Consider the following 16,768-nt stretch of genomic DNA (forward strand, 5'->3'; position numbering starts at 1 on the left):
GTCAAACTAAAATAAAGGAGGTGAAATGATGATTCGCAATCTAATACGCGGGATCATCACCCTGTTATTTGGTGCATTGGGATTTTATCTTGACTATGTTTTATTACGCCTGGATCTTTTACCACTTTTAAAGTGGAACTTTTCCCCGGTCTGGACATATGTCTCTATGATTCTTTTATTTGCTTGTTTTGGTTTTTTAATTGCACCTGTCAGTATTCGCTCGGTTCTTAGGTTAATGCGTTGGCTGGATTCCCGCCTGACTCGGGTTCCAACTCATGATCTGATGGGCGGAGCCATTGGAGGAATTATTGGACTTATTATTTCAAGTTTATTTAGTAATTCATTCATTAGTATAAACTTTTTTGGGCCACTTCTTGCCGTGCTTTTGAGCCTTTTTTTAGGGTATCTTGGCTTAACGATTGGCATGAAACGTAAAGAGGATGTTTTAGGATTTCTTAATTTTATTCCGAGATTTCGAGATCGCGGAGATAAGCAAAAAGAAATTAAGGTCGGCCAAAACTTGGAGACTGAAGATACCAAGGATCAGAACCCTCACTATAAAATTCTCGATACGAGTGTGATTATTGACGGCCGAATCGCCGATATTGTCAAAACGGGTTTCATTGAAGGGACTTTGCTTGTTCCGAGTTTTGTTTTGGAAGAGCTTCGTCATATTGCCGATTCTTCAGACCTTTTGAAACGAAATCGGGGACGCAGAGGGCTTGACATTCTTAATCAGATTTCTAAGGAAACGGCCATCATGGTTCATATTCACGAACAGGATTTCGAGGATATCAATGAAGTTGACAGCAAGCTGGTGCGCTTAGGTCAGGTTCTGAATTCACCGCTGCTGACCAATGACTATAACCTGAATAAGGTGGCGGAGCTTCAAGGTGTGAAGGTTCTGAACATCAACGAACTGGCCAACTCCCTGAAACCGATTGTTTTGCCGGGAGAAGAAATGTTGGTTCAGGTGATGAAAGAAGGAAAAGAACCCGGTCAGGGTGTAGCTTATCTCGATGACGGGACTATGATTGTTGTAGACACCGGTCGCCGTTATATGGGACAAAATGTTACTGTCTTGGTAACCAGTGTTCTGCAAACTGCGGCTGGACGTATGATTTTTGCCAAACCTAAAAGCGCTTTAGAAAAAAAGCCGATGGGTCTTCGTTCGACAGATGAGGTGAATGCGATTGGCTGATTTAGGCATCGTCATTCCTGCAGCTGGTCAAGGCAAACGGATGGGGGCCGGGTACAATAAGCAATTTTTAAGGTTATGGGGACAACCAATTTTAGCCCATGTGGTAAGGTTGTTTCAGCTTTCCGGCTATGTCTCGGAAATTGTCATCGTGGGAGCGGAGAATGAACTTACGCAAATAGGGGAAATCGTCGATCAGCATGGATTTGATAAGGTTGTCAGCATTTGCGCAGGTGGAGCACAGCGTCAGGATTCTGTTCGCGCAGGGGTACTAGCACTCAGTCCCGCTATTCAACGGGTAGTGGTTCATGATGGGGCTAGGCCCCTTTTGACGTTGGAGGATTTTCATCGCTTTCTTGAAGAGGCGGAAGGATTTCCGGCGGCAATCATGGGAATTCAGGTTAAAGATACTATTAAGCGGTTTAATGATGCCGGCTGGGTGACGGATACATTGCCGAGAGAACGGTTGGTAGCCGTCCAGACCCCGCAGATTTTTGAGCGTCACAAATTAGAAGAAGCACATTTCAGAGCTGCCGCTGCCGGATATTATGGAACGGACGATGCTTCTTTGTTAGAATGGATGGGATGTTCCGTCAAAGTGCTTGAAGGTTCGCAAGAGAATATCAAAATTACGACGCCGGGGGATTTGTGGCTGGCGGAACGGATACTTGCGCTGCGCGAGGAGCAAGGTTCACAGGCTGAGATAAAGAATTTCGAACCGCGAATATCAAGATTGGGGTGTTGAAGATCAGGGTTGGAATAGGTTATGATGTCCATGCTTTGGTTGAAGAAAGACGATTGATTCTGGGTGGAGTGGAAATTCCTTATGAACGGGGTTTGCTCGGACATTCGGATGCCGATGTTTTAATTCATGCTCTTATGGATGCTTTATTAGGGGCCTTGGCCCTTGGGGATATCGGGGCGCATTTTCCTGATCGCGATCCCCGCTATTCGGGGATTTCCAGTCTTGTGCTGCTGGAGCGGGTTGTCGAATTGCTTGGAAACCGGGGGTACCGCGTTGAAAATATCGACAGCGTTATTGTGGCAGAGCGGCCAAAACTTGCTCCCTTCATCCCGCAAATGCGCCTGAATTTGGCGCGGGCTTTGAAAACCGAGGTTGAAAATGTCTCGGTGAAAGCAACGACGACGGAGCGGCTGGGCTTTGCAGGCCGGGGTGAAGGCATCGGAGCACAGGCCGTCGTCTGTTTGGAAAAGGTTAAAGTCTGAGAAGCTTTTTAAAGGATCTTTTGTTATAATGAGCTAAAACAATAGAGAAGATATTAAGGTGGTTGACGATGAAAGAAGTCAGGACAAGATTTGCCCCCAGCCCGACGGGCTATATGCATATTGGAAACTTGAGGACTGCTATCTATGAGTACTTAATTGCTAAATCTCAGGGGGGAAAGTTTTTATTGAGGATTGAGGATACCGATCAGGCTCGTTTTGTGGAAGGAGCCATTGAGGTGATCCTAAAAACTCTTGACATTGTTGGTTTAAAATACGATGAAGGCCCTGATGTTGGAGGACCTTTTGGACCTTATGTGCAAAGCCAGCGGAAATCCATCTATAAAGATTACGCGGACAAGCTGGTTGAATTAAAAGGTGCTTATTATTGCTTTTGCTCCAAAGAGAAAAACGACAGTGAATCAACAGCTGTTCCTGTGAAGCATGATTGCCGCTGCAAGGATTTGAGTGCTTTGGAAATCTCGGAAAACTTTAAGCATAACAAGCCTTACGTTGTACGCCAGCGCATCCCTCATGAAGGCACAACGACTTTCCATGATCTTGTTTATGGAGCGGTTACGGTGGAAAATTCCGAACTGGATGAAGGAGTCCTTCTGAAATCTGATGGCTTGCCGACCTATAATTTTGCCAATGTGGTAGATGATCATTTAATGGAGATTACGCATGTTGTAAGAGGGTCGGAGTACCTGTCTTCAACGCCGAAATACAATTTGCTCTATACGTCCTTTGGCTGGGATATTCCCGAGTATATTCATTTGCCGCCTATTATGAAGACGGCAGAAAAGAAATTAAGCAAGCGCGAAGGGGACGCTTCGTTTGAAGATTTTATTGCCAAAGGCTATTTGCCGGAAGCTATCGTAAATTATATTGTGCTGCTGGGATGGAATCCTGGCACTAATGAGGAATTCTTTTCTCTCCGGGAACTGGAAAAATGTTTCAGTACTGAGGGCTTGAGCAAATCCCCGGCGATTTTTGATGTCAATAAGTTAAAGTGGATGAACGGCGAATACCTTCGCAGATTGAGCCTGGAAGACTTTAATAGTTTAGCCTTGCCTTATTACCAGGAAGTTTTAGGACGTGAGATAGACTCTAAAAAGGTCAGTGCTTTATTGCAAAAGAGAACGGAAATTCTCAGCGAGATCCCCGAGAAAGTTGAGTTTTTGCATAGTCTCCCCGATTATGACAGTGCTTTATTTGTCCACAAGAAAATGAAAACAGATTATGTTAACTCTTTAAGTAACTTAAAGGCTGCTAAAGAGGCGATGTCCGTCCTGGAGACTTGGGATTTGGCCAACATAGAAGAAAACCTGGCAAATTTAATCTCCAAGCTGGGAGTTAAAAACGGACAAGTACTCTGGCCCCTGCGCACAGCCCTTTCCGGATTGGAATCCAGTCCTGGCGGTGCCTTGGAGCTGGCAGAATTGTTGGGTAAAACAGAAACCCTGAGAAGAATAGACGTTGGAATTAATAAGTTGGCCAATAAGGTTGACTAATAAAAATAGCGGCAGGTATTTATTGACAGAGACTGGAGTCTGCCCTATAATAGTTTATTATTTAACAATCAAGGCGATGATGAGAAAGAGTACAAAAAGGAATTGCCCTAGCGAAGATGGGATAGTGAAAGCCATCGGCGAGGAATTTTTGGAAGTGCATCTCTGAGCTGATCGGCGGAAACCTGAGTATGCCTTTCCGTATTAACTGCGTTAAAGTTATTAAGCAGGAACGACAGTGTTCGTTCAATCAGAGTGGGACCGCGGAACCTTTCGTCTCTGGACGAAGGTTCCGCGTTTTTGTATCTAATTCTAGGTTGTTCGCATAGGATTATCAGGAAAGGGGTGTGCCGGAAATGATTTTTGGTCAAATCAGGCGCGATATTCGCGTGATTTTTGAAAGAGATCCCGCTGCCAAAAGCATCGTTGAAGTGATCTTTTGCTATCCGGGTTTTCATGCGGTGCTTTTTCACCGTTTGGCCCATTGGTTGTATCAACACAATTTGGTCCTTTTGCCGCGAATGATTTCTCAGCTATCCAGGTTTCTCACGGGGATAGAGATTCATCCTGGCGCTAAAATTGGACAGGGCTTTTTTATTGACCATGGCAGTGGAGTGGTCATTGGGGAAACGGCAGAAATCGGAGACAATGTTACTTTGTATCAAGGGGTTACGCTTGGCGGAACCGGCAAAGAAAAGGGCAAGCGGCATCCGACGATTGGCAATAATGTTGTAATTGGGACGGGCGCGAAAATTTTAGGTTCCTTTAAAGTTGGAGATAATGTTAAAATAGGCGCGGGTTCTGTCGTTAACAAATCCGTTCCCAGTGACACGACGGTGGTGGGCATACCGGGGAGGATTGTTCTTCACCATGGGGTTCCGATTAAAGACCCTGATCTGAGACATGATGATCTTCCCGATCCTGTCAATGAAATGCTGAAGTGCTTAATGCAGAGAGTGGAGTATCTGGAACAACGTTTAAAAGAAGAGGAGAGTCGATGCAATGTCTTTGAAATTATTCAACACAATGACCCGGCAAAAAGAGGAGTTCAAGCCCCGAGAGAGCGGGAAGGTTGCGATGTATGTCTGCGGTCCGACGACCTATAACTATTTTCATGCCGGAAATGCCCGGATGTTTGTCGTTTTTGACATGATACGCCGTTACTTTATGTATAAAGGCTACGAGGTTCGCTATGTGCAGAATTTTACAGATGTCGATGATAAAATCATTCAGCGGGGAAACCTCGAAAAGATGGACCCTCTGGCCTTGGGCCAAAAATATATCGATGAGTATTTTAAGGATGCCCAGGCTTTGAATATTCTTCCGGCTACGGTTCACCCCAAGGCCACTGAACATATTCCGGAAATGATTGAGATTATCCAGGGTTTGATTAACACAGAGCTTGCTTACGAAGTGGATGGGGATGTGTATTTTGCGGTGGATCGCTTTTCCGGCTATGGAAAACTCTCCGGCCGAACCTTGGAGGACATGAAAGCGGGCGCGCGGGTTGAGGTGGATGAACGCAAACATCATCCCATGGATTTTGCGCTTTGGAAAAAGGCCAAGCCCGGTGAACCGGCCTGGAAAAGTCCCTGGGGCATGGGGCGGCCGGGGTGGCATATCGAATGCACAGCTATGTCCTTGAAATACTTAGGCGCGGGCTTTGACATTCACGGCGGCGGCGGAGATTTGGTTTTCCCTCATCATGAGAATGAAATTGCCCAGACAGAAGGGTATTTGAAAGGACAGACCTTTGCGCACTATTGGATGCACAACGCCTTTCTGACGATTAATCAGGAGAAAATGTCCAAGTCCTTGAACAATTTTTTCACAACCCGGGAGCTGCTTGAGAAGAATCCCGGAGAAGTGATCCGTTTTTATCTGCTCGGAACTCATTACCGCAGCCCGTTGGATTTCAATGATGAGAATTTAGGGATGGCTCAAAAGGGGTTGGGGCGGCTGCAAACCAGTGTTCGCTTAGCTCAGCAGGCTTTGGACAGAAAGGGGTCTGCCAAAAACGAAGAGCTTGAGCAGGAGTTGTTCAAAGCGGCTCAGGAAGCCCGTGAATCCTTTGAGAAGGCTATGGACGATGATTTTAATTCTGCCCTGGCTTATGCCGCCCTCTTTGAATTAGCTAAGACGATGAATGGCTACGGCCAGGAACATCCTGTTTTTTCTGAGGGACTGGCAAAAGCACAAGGGACCTTAATTGAATTGGGAGGGGTGCTGGGATTTGATCTTCTGCATCCGGCTCAAAGACAAGTTGAAAATGAGGAAATGCTCGCCAAAGTGATGGAGATCGTTCTTCAGATCCGCTCTAAGTCCCGCCAGAAAAAAGATTGGGAGATGTCGGACTTTATCCGGGATGCCTTTAAGGCCCAGGGAATCATTATTGAAGATACCCCGCAAGGGGCAAGGTGGAATATTAAAAAGTTTTGAAAGGTGACCATATGCGCAGTTGGCAGGAAATGAACCCCTTAACGTTAGCTTATTTGGGGGATGCGGTTTATGAATTATGGGTGCGGACGCATTTGCTGGAGTTAGGGCATGAAAAAGTCAAGGAGCTTCACAAGCAGGCGATTCGCTATGTGTGCGCCGGAACTCAAGCCCGGATTTTGCACGCTTTGCTCCCGGATCTTGAGGATGTTGAGCAGCAGGTGGTTTTACGCGGGCGCAATGCCAAAGGCAGTTATCCGAAAAACGTTGATGTTGTGACATATCGTCATGCCACAGCCTTTGAAAGCTTAATCGGGTATTGGCAATTGACCGGACAGGTTCAGCGTATGCACTGGGCGTTTCAGCAAGTGGACGGTATTTTAGGGGAAGAGTCCCCGAAAGAAATCAGTATAAAATGACGGAGAGAAAAGAGGGCTGTCGAAATGAAAGTGGATCTGATTCAATATACTCCGGACCCGGAAAAGGTTGTGGCTTCCGCTGCCCGTTTGTGTTACTCGGCAGATCCCGTGCCGGAACTTTTAGAACATCTGGATGAGGAGACAGTGGCCCGCTTTGTCCGTAAATTGCGCGCTATGGGCCATCTCTCTCCATTCGAACATGTGAGTTTTCAGTTTTCCATTGACGGCGTCTCGCGGGCTTTATCTCATCAATTAGTGCGGCATAGAATCGCCAGTTACTCTCAACGTTCTCAGCGCTATGTAAAAGAGAATGGCTTTGAGTATGTCATCCCCCCGAGTATCCAAGGAAATCCCCAGGCTATGGAGCGTTTTGAAGGGGTTATGGCGCGCCTTCAGGAGGAGTACCAAGCTCTTCAGGGCATGGTGCCTGCCGAAGATGCCCGTTTTGTGCTGCCCAACGCCTGCACGACCTCGTTAATGGCTACTTTTAATGCCCGCTCGCTGTTAAATTTTTTCGAGCATCGCACCTGCCGGAGAGCCCAGTGGGAAATTCGCGGGCTGGCGGAGAGGATGCTGGACTTGGTGCGCGGCGTGGCTCCGAATTTGTTTAGCGGAGCAGGGCCGACCTGTGTGACCCAGGGAGTATGCCATCAAGGTACTTATAGTTGCGGAAGATTACAAACCCTGTCAAGAAAGAAGACGTGAATAACTTGAACGATGAAATCATTTACGGCAAAAATCCGGTCTTAGAGCTTTTGAAAAGCGGGAAGCCTGTCAACAAGATTCTCTTGCTTGCCGATGGCGCGAATGTACGGAATCAAGAAATTCTTTCCCTCTTGCAGAAGCGGAACATCCCTTATCAATTTGTGGACCGTCAGGCCCTTGACCGTCTGGCTCAACGCGAGCGGCATCAAGGCATGCTGGCCTATGTGGCTGCCAGAGAGTATGCTGAAGTGGAGGACATCCTTGCCTTAGCGGAAAAGAGGCAGGAAGCCCCGTTTATCCTGGTGCTGGATGAAATCGAAGATCCCCACAATCTGGGGGCCTTGCTGAGGACCGTTGACGCCGTTGGAGCTCATGGGGTGATTATTCCCAAACGGCGCAGTGTTTCCCTGACCGGAACGGTTGCCAAAACATCGGCTGGGGCTGTTGAACATGTTTTGGTTGCCCGGGTAAGCAATTTAGTGCAGACAATTAAGGAGCTGAAAAAGAAAGGGTGCTGGGTGTCCGGCGCCGAAGCCGGAGGCAGCGATGCTTTTACGGCGGATCTGACAGGACCTCGGGTTATTGTTATTGGCAGCGAAGGCAAAGGCATCAGCCGTTTGCTGCGTGAAAACTGTGACGAGCTTGTCAGTCTGCCGATGAGGGGGAAGGTGACGTCACTTAACGCGAGTGTTGCCGGGTCTCTGATGCTTTATGAAGTGTTTAGGCAGAGAGCTTATGCTCGTTAAAGTTAATTCTAAAGTCTCTTTTAGACAACCTCCGGTCCTGTACCCGGGTCTTGGCTTTAAACTTCGCGCATATAGCGACAGAACAACCAAAACTTCGCCTTGACGCTTTTCTTCAGCGTCGAGTATAATGAGAATGTTCCCGTGGACAAGGGCTAGGCGAGATTGCGTCTTCTTCATGACGACATTGTAGGGGGGATCAACTTGACTTTTCAAGCCCAACCAGAACTACCAGAGTGCGAAATCGGCGATATAATCGTAGATGAAGAGATGGTTGAGCTTGCCAAGGAAGGCGACGCGGCAGCACTGGAGTATCTAATCAACAAATATAAGAACTTCGTTAGGGCAAAAGCTCGTTCCTATTTTCTCATAGGGGCGGATCGCGAAGATATTATTCAAGAGGGAATGATTGGACTCTATAAAGCCATAAGAGACTTCCGCGGCGACAAGCTCTCTTCGTTCAGGGCATTTGCGGAATTATGCATAACCCGCCAAATCATTACCGCTATCAAGACAGCGACAAGGCAGAAACACATTCCTCTAAACTCGTATGTATCACTGAATAAGCCTATATATGATGAGGATTCTGATCGTACCCTGCTTGATGTCATCTCGGGGACTCGCATTACAGACCCGGAAGAGCTGATCATTAGCCGGGAAGAATTTGACGACATTGAGGAAAAGATGGGCGAAATTCTCAGTTCCTTAGAATGGAAGGTACTGATGTCTTATCTGGAAGGGAAATCGTATCAGGAAATTGCTGTTGACTTGAAGAGACATGTGAAATCGATCGACAACGCGTTGCAGAGAGTGAAAAGGAAACTTGAGCGCTACCTTGAACGTCGGGATGGATAATTTTACATACACTTCTGAAAGAAAAAAAGCTTGCATTTATAGCGAAAAGATGCTAAATTATATGAGTGCCTGACAGCAAAGCGCTGATGGGGCGCAAACAAAATGCCAACGTAGCTCAATTGGTAGAGCAGCTGATTTGTAATCAGCAGGTTGCGGGTTCGAGTCCCTTCGTTGGCTCCATTTATTTTGCAGATATTTCAAAAGACAGCCAGGCTGTCTTTTTTGTTATGATGTTCAAGGGACGCTTGCTAACTGAGTTTTCTTACCGGTTATTTCCTTGACAGGGTAGTTATCTTGTGATAAAGTACTTGAGTAATGGAATAAATGCAGCGTTCTACCGTTGTCTGGGAGGTGTTCGTGAATGCGTGTTGGCATTATTTTAGCGTGTACGGATTGCAAGCACCGTAATTATGCTACGATGAAGAATAAGAAAAATAACCCTGATCGTTTAGAAGCCCAAAAGTATTGTAAGTTCTGCAAAAGCCATACTCTTCATAAGGAAACCAAGTAATTTTTTTTTTGCACCTATCAGAAAGTATGACTTTCTGTTAAATTTTCTGTAGGTAAGTGCAACTGGGGCAATCGTCTGTGCCTGACGGCTATCAAGGGCGAAGACAGTTTCTGAGTAGGCTAGGCAAGTTTACTTACCCTGTGAGGTCATGGATTGTACGCCAGGAAGCGTTGTCACAGTGTCGAGGGCACCGATGTCGTGTAAGGATGTGAAGTGATGGGCGCGTTGAAAAAACCAGCTAATACTCAGCGACAAGCGGAAAAGACTGCGGAGTATTTCCGTGGGGTTTTGAGTGAATTAAAAAAAGTTCACTGGCCGAGCCGTAAACAATTGCTCGCCTACACAGGAGTTGTGTTTTTTACGGTGGGAATTGTATCCGTTCTCATGTGGATTGTAGACGGCGGTTTAAGTATAGCCTTAACCAAGCTAGTGCCCTAAACTGCAAGTTTCTGCGGCAGTGTCTGAGGAGGTCCCTGAGAAATGGCAAAAGACTGGTTTGTTATTCACACGTACTCGGGTTATGAAAACAAAGTTAAAATGAATCTCGAAAAACGAGTCGAATCCATGAATATGGAGGAGAAAATTTTTCGCGTTCTTGTGCCGATGGAGGATGAAGTTGAGTTCAAGAATGGGAAAGAAAAGGTAACCAAGCGCAAGGTTTATCCCGGGTATGTGCTTGTTGAGATGGAAATGACCGACGATTCTTGGTATGTTGTACGCAACACGCCGGGAGTGACCGGTTTTGTAGGTACGGGAACAAAGCCTATTCCGCTTCTTGAACAAGAGGTTATCCGGATTCTGCAGCAGATGGGTATGGACGAACTCCACGCTCGTATTGATTTCGAGGTCAATCAAACTGTTCAGGTTATCGCCGGGCCGTTTAAAGACTTTGTGGGGATAGTCCGGGAAATTCTCCCGGATAAAGGTAAGCTGCGTGTGGAAGTATCGATGTTTGGAAGAGAGACACCTGTGGAATTGGATTTTGCGCAGGTGCAAAAGCTCGACTAAAATAGGGATTACTTTATCAAGGAGGTGTAATGACAATGGCAAAGAAAGTAATTGGTTTGGTTAAATTAGCGATAACGGCAGGTAAGGCAACACCGGCACCTCCGGTTGGTCCGGCTCTTGGTCAGCATGGGGTCAATATTATGGCCTTCTGCAAAGAATACAATGAGCGCACTAAAGATCAGGCGGGGCTTATTATTCCGGTAGAAATTACAGTTTATGAAGATCGCTCGTTTACCTTTATTACCAAAACTCCGCCGGCTTCCGTGCTGCTTAAAAAAGTAGCCAATATTAACTCGGGTTCTTCTGAACCGAATCGCAAGAAGGTTGCCACAATCTCGAAAGCGAAAGTACGCGAAATTGCAGACATCAAGATGAAAGACCTGAACGCGGCAAGTATCGAGGCGGCAATGCGGATGGTGGAAGGCACCGCCAGGAGCATGGGCATCGTTGTTGAAGAAGTCTAAAATGAGTTGTGGGAGGGCTTAGCCCGTATCACCACGAGGAGGTTAAGTGAATGGCTAAGGTAGGAAAAAAATATCAAGAGGCCGTAAAAACCTTTGAGCGCACTGCGTACTACGAACCCCTTGAAGCTTTCGCAATTGTAAAGGCTAACGCCAAGGCAAAATTTGACGAGACGATTGAAGTTGCCTTTAAATTAGGCATTGATACTCGTCATGCCGATCAACAAATTCGCGGCGCGATTGTGCTGCCGAATGGAACGGGTAAAACTCGCTCGGTGCTGGTTTTCGCCAAAGGCGATAAAGCGAAGGAAGCAGAATTAGCAGGAGCCGATTTTGTAGGCGCCGAGGATATGATTGCTAAGATTGAACAAGGATGGTTTGGGTTTGATGTCGTCGTGGCTACGCCGGATATGATGGGTATGGTTGGAAAACTGGGACGGGTCCTTGGACCTAAAGGTTTAATGCCAAACCCCAAAACAGGTACGGTAACGCCGGACGTAACCCGTGCGATTAAAGAAATCAAAGCTGGTAAGATTGAATATCGTGCTGAAAAGGCGGGGATTATCCACGCGCCCATAGGCAAGGCTTCTTTTAGCCCGGAGCAGTTGATGGAGAACTATCGTACTTTAGGGGAAACGATTGTTAAAGCAAAACCTGCCGCGGCTAAGGGTCAGTATATCCGCAGTGTAACGGTTACTTCGACCATGGGGCCCGGTGTGAGAATCAACCCTGTAAAGGCGCTCTAATTCTAAATTTAGAGTTCTCTTGACAGTGTTCGATAAAGAGGGTACACTTATCAGGAATTGAATAGCCACTGTAGAAAGCAGGCGCCGCAAGGCTTAATTTCCTGCCGAGGTTGGAAAACGTGCCGATAGATATACTTGGCGTTCTTAACCTCTGCAGTCGCGGAGGTTTTTTGCTGAGTGACCCTAAGGAAGGAGGTACACAGAATGCCTAATATCGAAGAAAAAAGTCTCGTTGTCTCGGAGATTAAAGAGAAGTTTCAACAATCCTCCGGGGTTGTTTTAGCGGATTACCGCGGTTTAACCGTGGCTCAGGTTACTCAATTGCGGAGCCAGCTTCGCCAAGCCGGTGTGGAATACAAGGTTTTGAAAAATACCCTTGTGCGCCGGGCCGCTCAGGAAGTGGGAGTAGAGGGACTTGAGCCTTATCTGGAAGGCCCGACGGCTCTTGCTTTCAGTAAAGATCCTGTAGCTCCTGCTAAAATTTTGTTAGACTTTGTTAAAGTCAATAAGCTTAAAAGCTTCCAAATCAAAGCAGGCGTTGTTGAAGGCAAGGTTATCGATTCCGATGGAGTAAAAAACCTGGCGGATCTGCCGCCGCGGGAAGTGCTGCTGGCCATGGTTTTGCGCGGTATGCAAGCACCTTTGGCAGGTATGGCCAATGTTCTTCAAGGACCAATCCGCAAAATGGGTTATGCTCTCGAAGAAGTGCGTAAACTCAAGGAAGCCCAATAGGCTTTATACATTTAGGGTAATAAAATGTTTTATAATTTAAGGAGGAAACAATAATGTCTAAAGTTAATGAAATTCTCGAAGCAGTTAAAGGATTAACTGTCCTCGAACTCTCTGAACTCGTGAAGGCTTTTGAAACCGAATTTGGCGTCAGCGCTGCAGCTCCTGTGGCTGTTGCTGCTGTTGGCGGAGCAGCTCCTGCCGCTGCTGAAGAAGCAGAAGAAAAAACCGAATTTGATGTTATCCTGACCAACTGCGGTGCTTCCAAGATCAATGTTATCAAGGTTGTTCGTGAAGTTACCGGCTTAGGTCTGAAAGAAGCAAAAGATCTCGTTGACAATGCTCCGAAGCCTGTCAAGGAGAAAATTTCCAAGGATGAAGCTGAGGCTGTGAAAACTAAATTAACAGAAGCCGGCGCAACCGTCGAAGTTAAATAGTTTAGAGAAATAAAGAAGGTGCTCTCTAAGTGGAGGGCGCCTTCTTTAATGTGCTCCATTAAAGTTGGATGTATTGCATAAGCAGTTTTGAATACTGCAACCTGTTGTAGACTTTTTTAATAGTTATTGACTGCAAATCCGGAAAATATTCTTGACACAGAATAATAGATTTGGTATACTTTATAAATGTTACTATACATACGATTGGGATTTTTACTTAATCCGTCCATGCTATGGTAATAACTAACAAGCATTGGATAATAAGGAGATAGTAGTTTGAATTTGTCGCAATGATGCGGAATACCATAGACAGTTTAAGCGAGGTTTTATTAAGAGGCCTTGCTTTTGGTTGTTTATGTCAATATATTATACCTCAATGAGAGAAAACCGCACTGAGGGGTGAAGCGTTAATGTTCTATCCTGTTAAGGTAGGGATACGAGAGCGCTGGAGTTATTCCAGAATTCGGGAAGTCCTTGACATGCCAAATCTAATTGAAATTCAGCAGAACTCCTATCGTTGGTTTCTTGATGAGGGACTGCGCGATATGTTTCGCGATATATCCCCCATTCAAGACTTTACGGGCAATCTCGTTTTGGAATTCATCGACTACAGTTTAGGAGAGGCTAAATACCAAGTAGAGGAGTGTAAAGAACGCGATGTTACTTTTGCTGCGCCTTTGCGAGTAAAAGTACGCCTCATAAACAAGGAAACCGGAGAAGTTAAGGAACAAGAAGTTTTCATGGGAGATTTTCCCTTGATGACGGACAAGGGTACATTTATTATCAATGGAGCTGAGCGCGTTATTGTCAGTCAGCTCGTCCGTTCGCCTGGAGTTTACTATGCGGAACAAATCGATCCGAGTGGTAAAAAGCTTTATGGAGCTACGGTGATACCGAACCGCGGAGCGTGGTTGGAATTCGAATCGGATATTAACGACAATATCTTTGTCAGAGTTGACCGAACACGAAAACTTCCGGGAACGGTTCTCATTCGAGCCTTAGGTTACTCCAGCAATGGTCAGATCTTGGAATTGTTTAAAGACAATGAATATATCCGTGCTACCTTAGAGAGAGATAACTCTGAGTCCACGGAAGAGGCTTTAGTCGAAATCTACAAACGCTTAAGGCCGGGAGAACCTCCTACGGTTGACAGCGCACGTTCGTTATTAGAAGCTCTCTTCTTTGACGCTAAACGTTACGATCTGGCTAAGGTTGGTCGTTATAAGCTTAACAAGAAGTTGGGTTTGGATATTCCGATGGAAGTCCGACACCTGACACGCGGGGATATTGTTGCCAGTATTCAGCGAATGTTGGCCCTTATGGAGGGCGAAGGGCACAAAGATGACATCGACCATTTAGGAAATCGCCGCCTGCGTTCTGTGGGAGAGTTGCTTCAGAATCAGTTCCGTATCGGTTTATCCCGAATGGAGCGCGTAGTACGTGAGCGGATGACAATTCAGGATGTCGAGGTCATTACTCCGCAAGTTTTAATTAATATTCGTCCCGTTGTGGCTGCTATTAAGGAATTCTTTGGCAGCAGCCAACTGTCGCAGTTTATGGATCAAACCAACCCGCTGGCGGAGCTGACCCATAAGCGGCGTTTAAGCGCCTTGGGTCCAGGTGGTTTGAGCCGTGAGCGGGCAGGTTTTGAAGTGCGTGACGTACACTATTCCCACTATGGCCGGATGTGTCCCGTAGAGACGCCTGAAGGACCAAACATCGGTTTGATCGGTTCTTTGAGCACCTATGGCCGAATTAATCCCTATGGGTTTATCGAGGCTCCTTATCGCAAGGTTGATAAGGAACATGGTCGAGTCAGCGATGAGATTCACTATCTCACGGCGGATGAGGAAGAAAAATATGTTGTGGCACAGGCCAATGCACCCCTTGACGAAAACGGCAAATTTCTTCTGGATAAAATCGATGGGCGCCATGGTCCGGACTTCGTTCACGTTTCCCCAAATCAAGTGGATTATATGGACGTATCTCCAAAGCAAATGGTCTCGATTGCAACGGCTCTCATTCCGTTTTTAGAGCACGACGATGCCAACCGGGCCTTGATGGGTTCGAATATGCAGCGTCAGGCAGTTCCTCTTTTGCGGACAGATTCCCCTTATGTGGGGACGGGAATGGAATACAAGACGGCTAAGGATTCCGGGGTCTGCGCGATTTCTAAGCAGGCCGGAGTTGTTGAACGGGCCACTGCGGATGATATTGTGGTTCTGCACGGCGATAGCACGACGGAACGCCACAAGCTTCTGAAATATTCGCGTTCTAACCAAGGAACCTGCATCAACCAGCGTCCTATCGTTAAAAAAGGTGACCGAGTTGAAGCGAGCCAGATTATTGCCGATGGTCCCTCGACCGATCATGGGGAACTTGCCTTAGGGCGCAATGTTTTGGTGGCCTTTATGACCTGGGAAGGCTACAACTACGAAGACGCCATCTTGATTAATGAAAAACTTGTCCGGGAAGATTATTATACGTCGATTCATATTGAAGAATATGAATCCGATGCCCGGGATACGAAACTCGGACCGGAAGAAATAACCAGAGATATTCCCAACGTTGGGGAGGATGTTCTAAAGGATCTGGACGAACGCGGAATTATCCGCATCGGTGCCGAAGTACGACCTGGGGACATTTTAGTCGGTAAAGTGACTCCGAAAGGAGAAACAGAACTGACGGCTGAAGAACGTTTGCTGCGAGCGATTTTCGGAGAAAAAGCACGCGAGGTTCGAGATACCTCCCTGCGGGTTCCGCACGGGGAAGCCGGAAAGATCGTTGATGTGAAAGTCTTTACACGCGAAAATGGGGACGAATTATCTCCGGGTGTTAATCAGCTTGTCCGTGTGTATATCGCGCAAAAACGTAAAATCTCTGTCGGTGACAAGGTCGCCGGCCGTCATGGAAACAAAGGGGTTATCTCGCGGATTATGCGTCAAGAGGATATGCCCTTTATGCCGGACGGTACGCCGATTGAAGTTGTGTTGAACCCGCTGGGCGTTCCTTCCCGGATGAATATTGGTCAGGTACTCGAAACTCACTTGGGGTGGGCGGCGAAAGCTTTAGGTATCCGCATTGCCACTCCGGTTTTTGACGGCGCTCGGGAAGAGGATATTTTTGAAACTTTAGAGAAGGCCGGACTGCCCAGAGATGGCAAGACGATCTTGTATGACGGACGCACAGGAGATCCTTTTGACAGTAAGATCACTGTGGGTTATATGTACATGCTGAAGTTGCACCATTTAGTTGACGATAAAATCCATGCTCGTTCGACGGGTCCTTACTCTCTGGTAACTCAGCAGCCTTTGGGAGGTAAAGCTCAATTCGGAGGCCAGCGCTTTGGGGAAATGGAAGTTTGGGCTCTGGAAGCTTACGGAGCATCATATACTCTTCAGGAAATCCTCACCGTTAAATCAGATGATGTTGTCGGGCGTGTAAAAACCTATGAGGCTATTGTCAAAGGAGAGAATATTCCCGAGCCGGGAATTCCGGAATCCTTTAAGGTATTGATTAAAGAAATGCAGAGCTTAGGCCTTGATGTGCGCGTGCTCTCCTCGGATGATCAGGAAATTGAGATTCATGATACCGATGAAGATATCGCGGAAACTGCCAAAGAGCTCGGTATTGACCTTCATGAGGAACTTCCGCCTTCAGGACCTCGCCTCGTTGCCGTGGAAGATGAGGATGAAATCCCAGATGAAGAGGATCCGCTCGATGATTTGAGCGAGGAAGACCTCGAAGATGATGATATAGATCTTGGCGATCTCAAATAGTCCCCC

18 protein-coding genes, 1 tRNA gene and 2 other annotated features are annotated in these 16,768 nt (G+C 46.7%); all 19 genes read left to right on the plus strand.

What is annotated here, in order from left to right; all coding sequences use genetic code 11:
• The first annotated feature begins 28 nt into the window (after nucleotides 1-28).
• The 19 genes from REC12_RS10665 (at nucleotide 29) to rpoB (ending at nucleotide 16,762) form a co-directional block, all read left to right on the plus strand.
• The gene (locus REC12_RS10665; RefSeq protein WP_308894560.1) at nucleotides 29-1,201 is read left to right on the plus strand and encodes a PIN/TRAM domain-containing protein; all 1,173 of its coding nucleotides are present in this window, start codon (nucleotides 29-31) and stop codon (nucleotides 1,199-1,201) included.
• Nucleotides 1,194-1,943 (plus strand): 2-C-methyl-D-erythritol 4-phosphate cytidylyltransferase, encoded by a 750-nt coding sequence (ispD, locus tag REC12_RS10670; RefSeq protein WP_308894257.1) that lies wholly within the window; start codon nucleotides 1,194-1,196, stop codon nucleotides 1,941-1,943. Before REC12_RS10665 ends, ispD begins: the two co-directional genes overlap by 8 nt.
• A gap of 2 nt (nucleotides 1,944-1,945) precedes the next feature.
• On the plus strand, nucleotides 1,946-2,425 hold the full coding sequence (gene ispF, locus REC12_RS10675) for a 2-C-methyl-D-erythritol 2,4-cyclodiphosphate synthase (protein ID WP_308894561.1): 480 nt from the start codon (nucleotides 1,946-1,948) through the stop codon (nucleotides 2,423-2,425).
• Between the two features lie 68 nt (nucleotides 2,426-2,493).
• Nucleotides 2,494-3,936, plus strand: a complete 1,443-nt coding sequence (gene gltX, locus REC12_RS10680) for a glutamate--tRNA ligase (protein WP_308894259.1) — start codon at nucleotides 2,494-2,496, stop codon at nucleotides 3,934-3,936.
• Nucleotides 3,937-4,003: 67 nt separating this feature from the next.
• Nucleotides 4,004-4,217 (plus strand) — a binding site (T-box leader).
• A gap of 75 nt (nucleotides 4,218-4,292) precedes the next feature.
• Nucleotides 4,293-5,039 carry a serine O-acetyltransferase gene (cysE, locus tag REC12_RS10685; protein ID WP_445223113.1) on the plus strand — a complete coding sequence of 249 codons (747 nt, stop codon included), beginning with the start codon at nucleotides 4,293-4,295 and terminating at the stop codon, nucleotides 5,037-5,039.
• Nucleotides 4,936-6,372: a cysteine--tRNA ligase gene (cysS, locus tag REC12_RS10690; protein ID WP_308894263.1), complete on the plus strand. Its 1,437-nt coding sequence runs from the start codon at nucleotides 4,936-4,938 to the stop codon at nucleotides 6,370-6,372. The genes cysE and cysS overlap by 104 nt, the downstream gene beginning before the upstream one ends.
• A gap of 11 nt (nucleotides 6,373-6,383) precedes the next feature.
• On the plus strand, nucleotides 6,384-6,788 hold the full coding sequence (locus REC12_RS10695; RefSeq protein WP_308894563.1) for a Mini-ribonuclease 3: 405 nt from the start codon (nucleotides 6,384-6,386) through the stop codon (nucleotides 6,786-6,788).
• Between the two features lie 24 nt (nucleotides 6,789-6,812).
• Nucleotides 6,813-7,493, plus strand: a complete 681-nt coding sequence (thyX, locus tag REC12_RS10700; RefSeq protein ID WP_308894265.1) for an FAD-dependent thymidylate synthase — start codon at nucleotides 6,813-6,815, stop codon at nucleotides 7,491-7,493.
• Entirely contained in the window at nucleotides 7,490-8,239 is a 750-nt protein-coding gene (gene rlmB, locus REC12_RS10705; RefSeq protein ID WP_308894564.1) for a 23S rRNA (guanosine(2251)-2'-O)-methyltransferase RlmB, read from the plus strand. Before thyX ends, rlmB begins: the two co-directional genes overlap by 4 nt.
• Before the next feature lie 201 nt (nucleotides 8,240-8,440).
• Complete coding sequence (gene sigH / locus REC12_RS10710) at nucleotides 8,441-9,091, plus strand: RNA polymerase sporulation sigma factor SigH (protein ID WP_308894565.1); 651 nt, start codon at nucleotides 8,441-8,443, stop codon at nucleotides 9,089-9,091.
• Nucleotides 9,092-9,195: 104 nt separating this feature from the next.
• Nucleotides 9,196-9,271: transfer RNA gene (locus REC12_RS10715), tRNA-Thr, on the plus strand.
• 181 nt (nucleotides 9,272-9,452) lie between these two features.
• Nucleotides 9,453-9,602, plus strand: coding sequence for a 50S ribosomal protein L33 (rpmG, locus tag REC12_RS10720; RefSeq protein WP_308894268.1), 150 nt, complete (start codon nucleotides 9,453-9,455; stop codon nucleotides 9,600-9,602).
• A 216-nt stretch (nucleotides 9,603-9,818) separates the two neighbouring features.
• Nucleotides 9,819-10,040 (plus strand): preprotein translocase subunit SecE, encoded by a 222-nt coding sequence (gene secE / locus REC12_RS10725; RefSeq protein WP_308894270.1) that lies wholly within the window; start codon nucleotides 9,819-9,821, stop codon nucleotides 10,038-10,040.
• Nucleotides 10,041-10,082: 42 nt separating this feature from the next.
• On the plus strand, nucleotides 10,083-10,610 hold the full coding sequence (gene nusG / locus REC12_RS10730) for a transcription termination/antitermination protein NusG (protein WP_308894272.1): 528 nt from the start codon (nucleotides 10,083-10,085) through the stop codon (nucleotides 10,608-10,610).
• Nucleotides 10,611-10,645: 35 nt separating this feature from the next.
• Entirely contained in the window at nucleotides 10,646-11,074 is a 429-nt protein-coding gene (gene rplK / locus REC12_RS10735) for a 50S ribosomal protein L11 (RefSeq protein ID WP_308894274.1), read from the plus strand.
• Between the two features lie 50 nt (nucleotides 11,075-11,124).
• Nucleotides 11,125-11,817 carry a 50S ribosomal protein L1 gene (rplA, locus tag REC12_RS10740; RefSeq protein WP_308894276.1) on the plus strand — a complete coding sequence of 231 codons (693 nt, stop codon included), beginning with the start codon at nucleotides 11,125-11,127 and terminating at the stop codon, nucleotides 11,815-11,817.
• A 50-nt stretch (nucleotides 11,818-11,867) separates the two neighbouring features.
• Nucleotides 11,868-11,998, plus strand: a sequence feature (ribosomal protein L10 leader region).
• Nucleotides 11,999-12,021: 23 nt separating this feature from the next.
• Nucleotides 12,022-12,549, plus strand: coding sequence for a 50S ribosomal protein L10 (rplJ, locus tag REC12_RS10745; RefSeq protein ID WP_308894277.1), 528 nt, complete (start codon nucleotides 12,022-12,024; stop codon nucleotides 12,547-12,549).
• Between the two features lie 53 nt (nucleotides 12,550-12,602).
• A complete protein-coding gene (gene rplL, locus REC12_RS10750; protein ID WP_308894279.1) occupies nucleotides 12,603-12,983 on the plus strand; it encodes a 50S ribosomal protein L7/L12 in 381 nt (126 codons plus the stop codon).
• A 410-nt stretch (nucleotides 12,984-13,393) separates the two neighbouring features.
• Complete coding sequence (gene rpoB / locus REC12_RS10755) at nucleotides 13,394-16,762, plus strand: DNA-directed RNA polymerase subunit beta (RefSeq protein ID WP_308894281.1); 3,369 nt, start codon at nucleotides 13,394-13,396, stop codon at nucleotides 16,760-16,762.
• The last annotated feature ends 6 nt before the right edge of the window (nucleotides 16,763-16,768 follow it).

Source organism: Candidatus Desulfosporosinus nitrosoreducens (assembly GCF_030954495.1).
GTDB classification, from domain to species: Bacteria; Bacillota; Desulfitobacteriia; order Desulfitobacteriales; family Desulfitobacteriaceae; genus Desulfosporosinus; species Desulfosporosinus nitrosoreducens.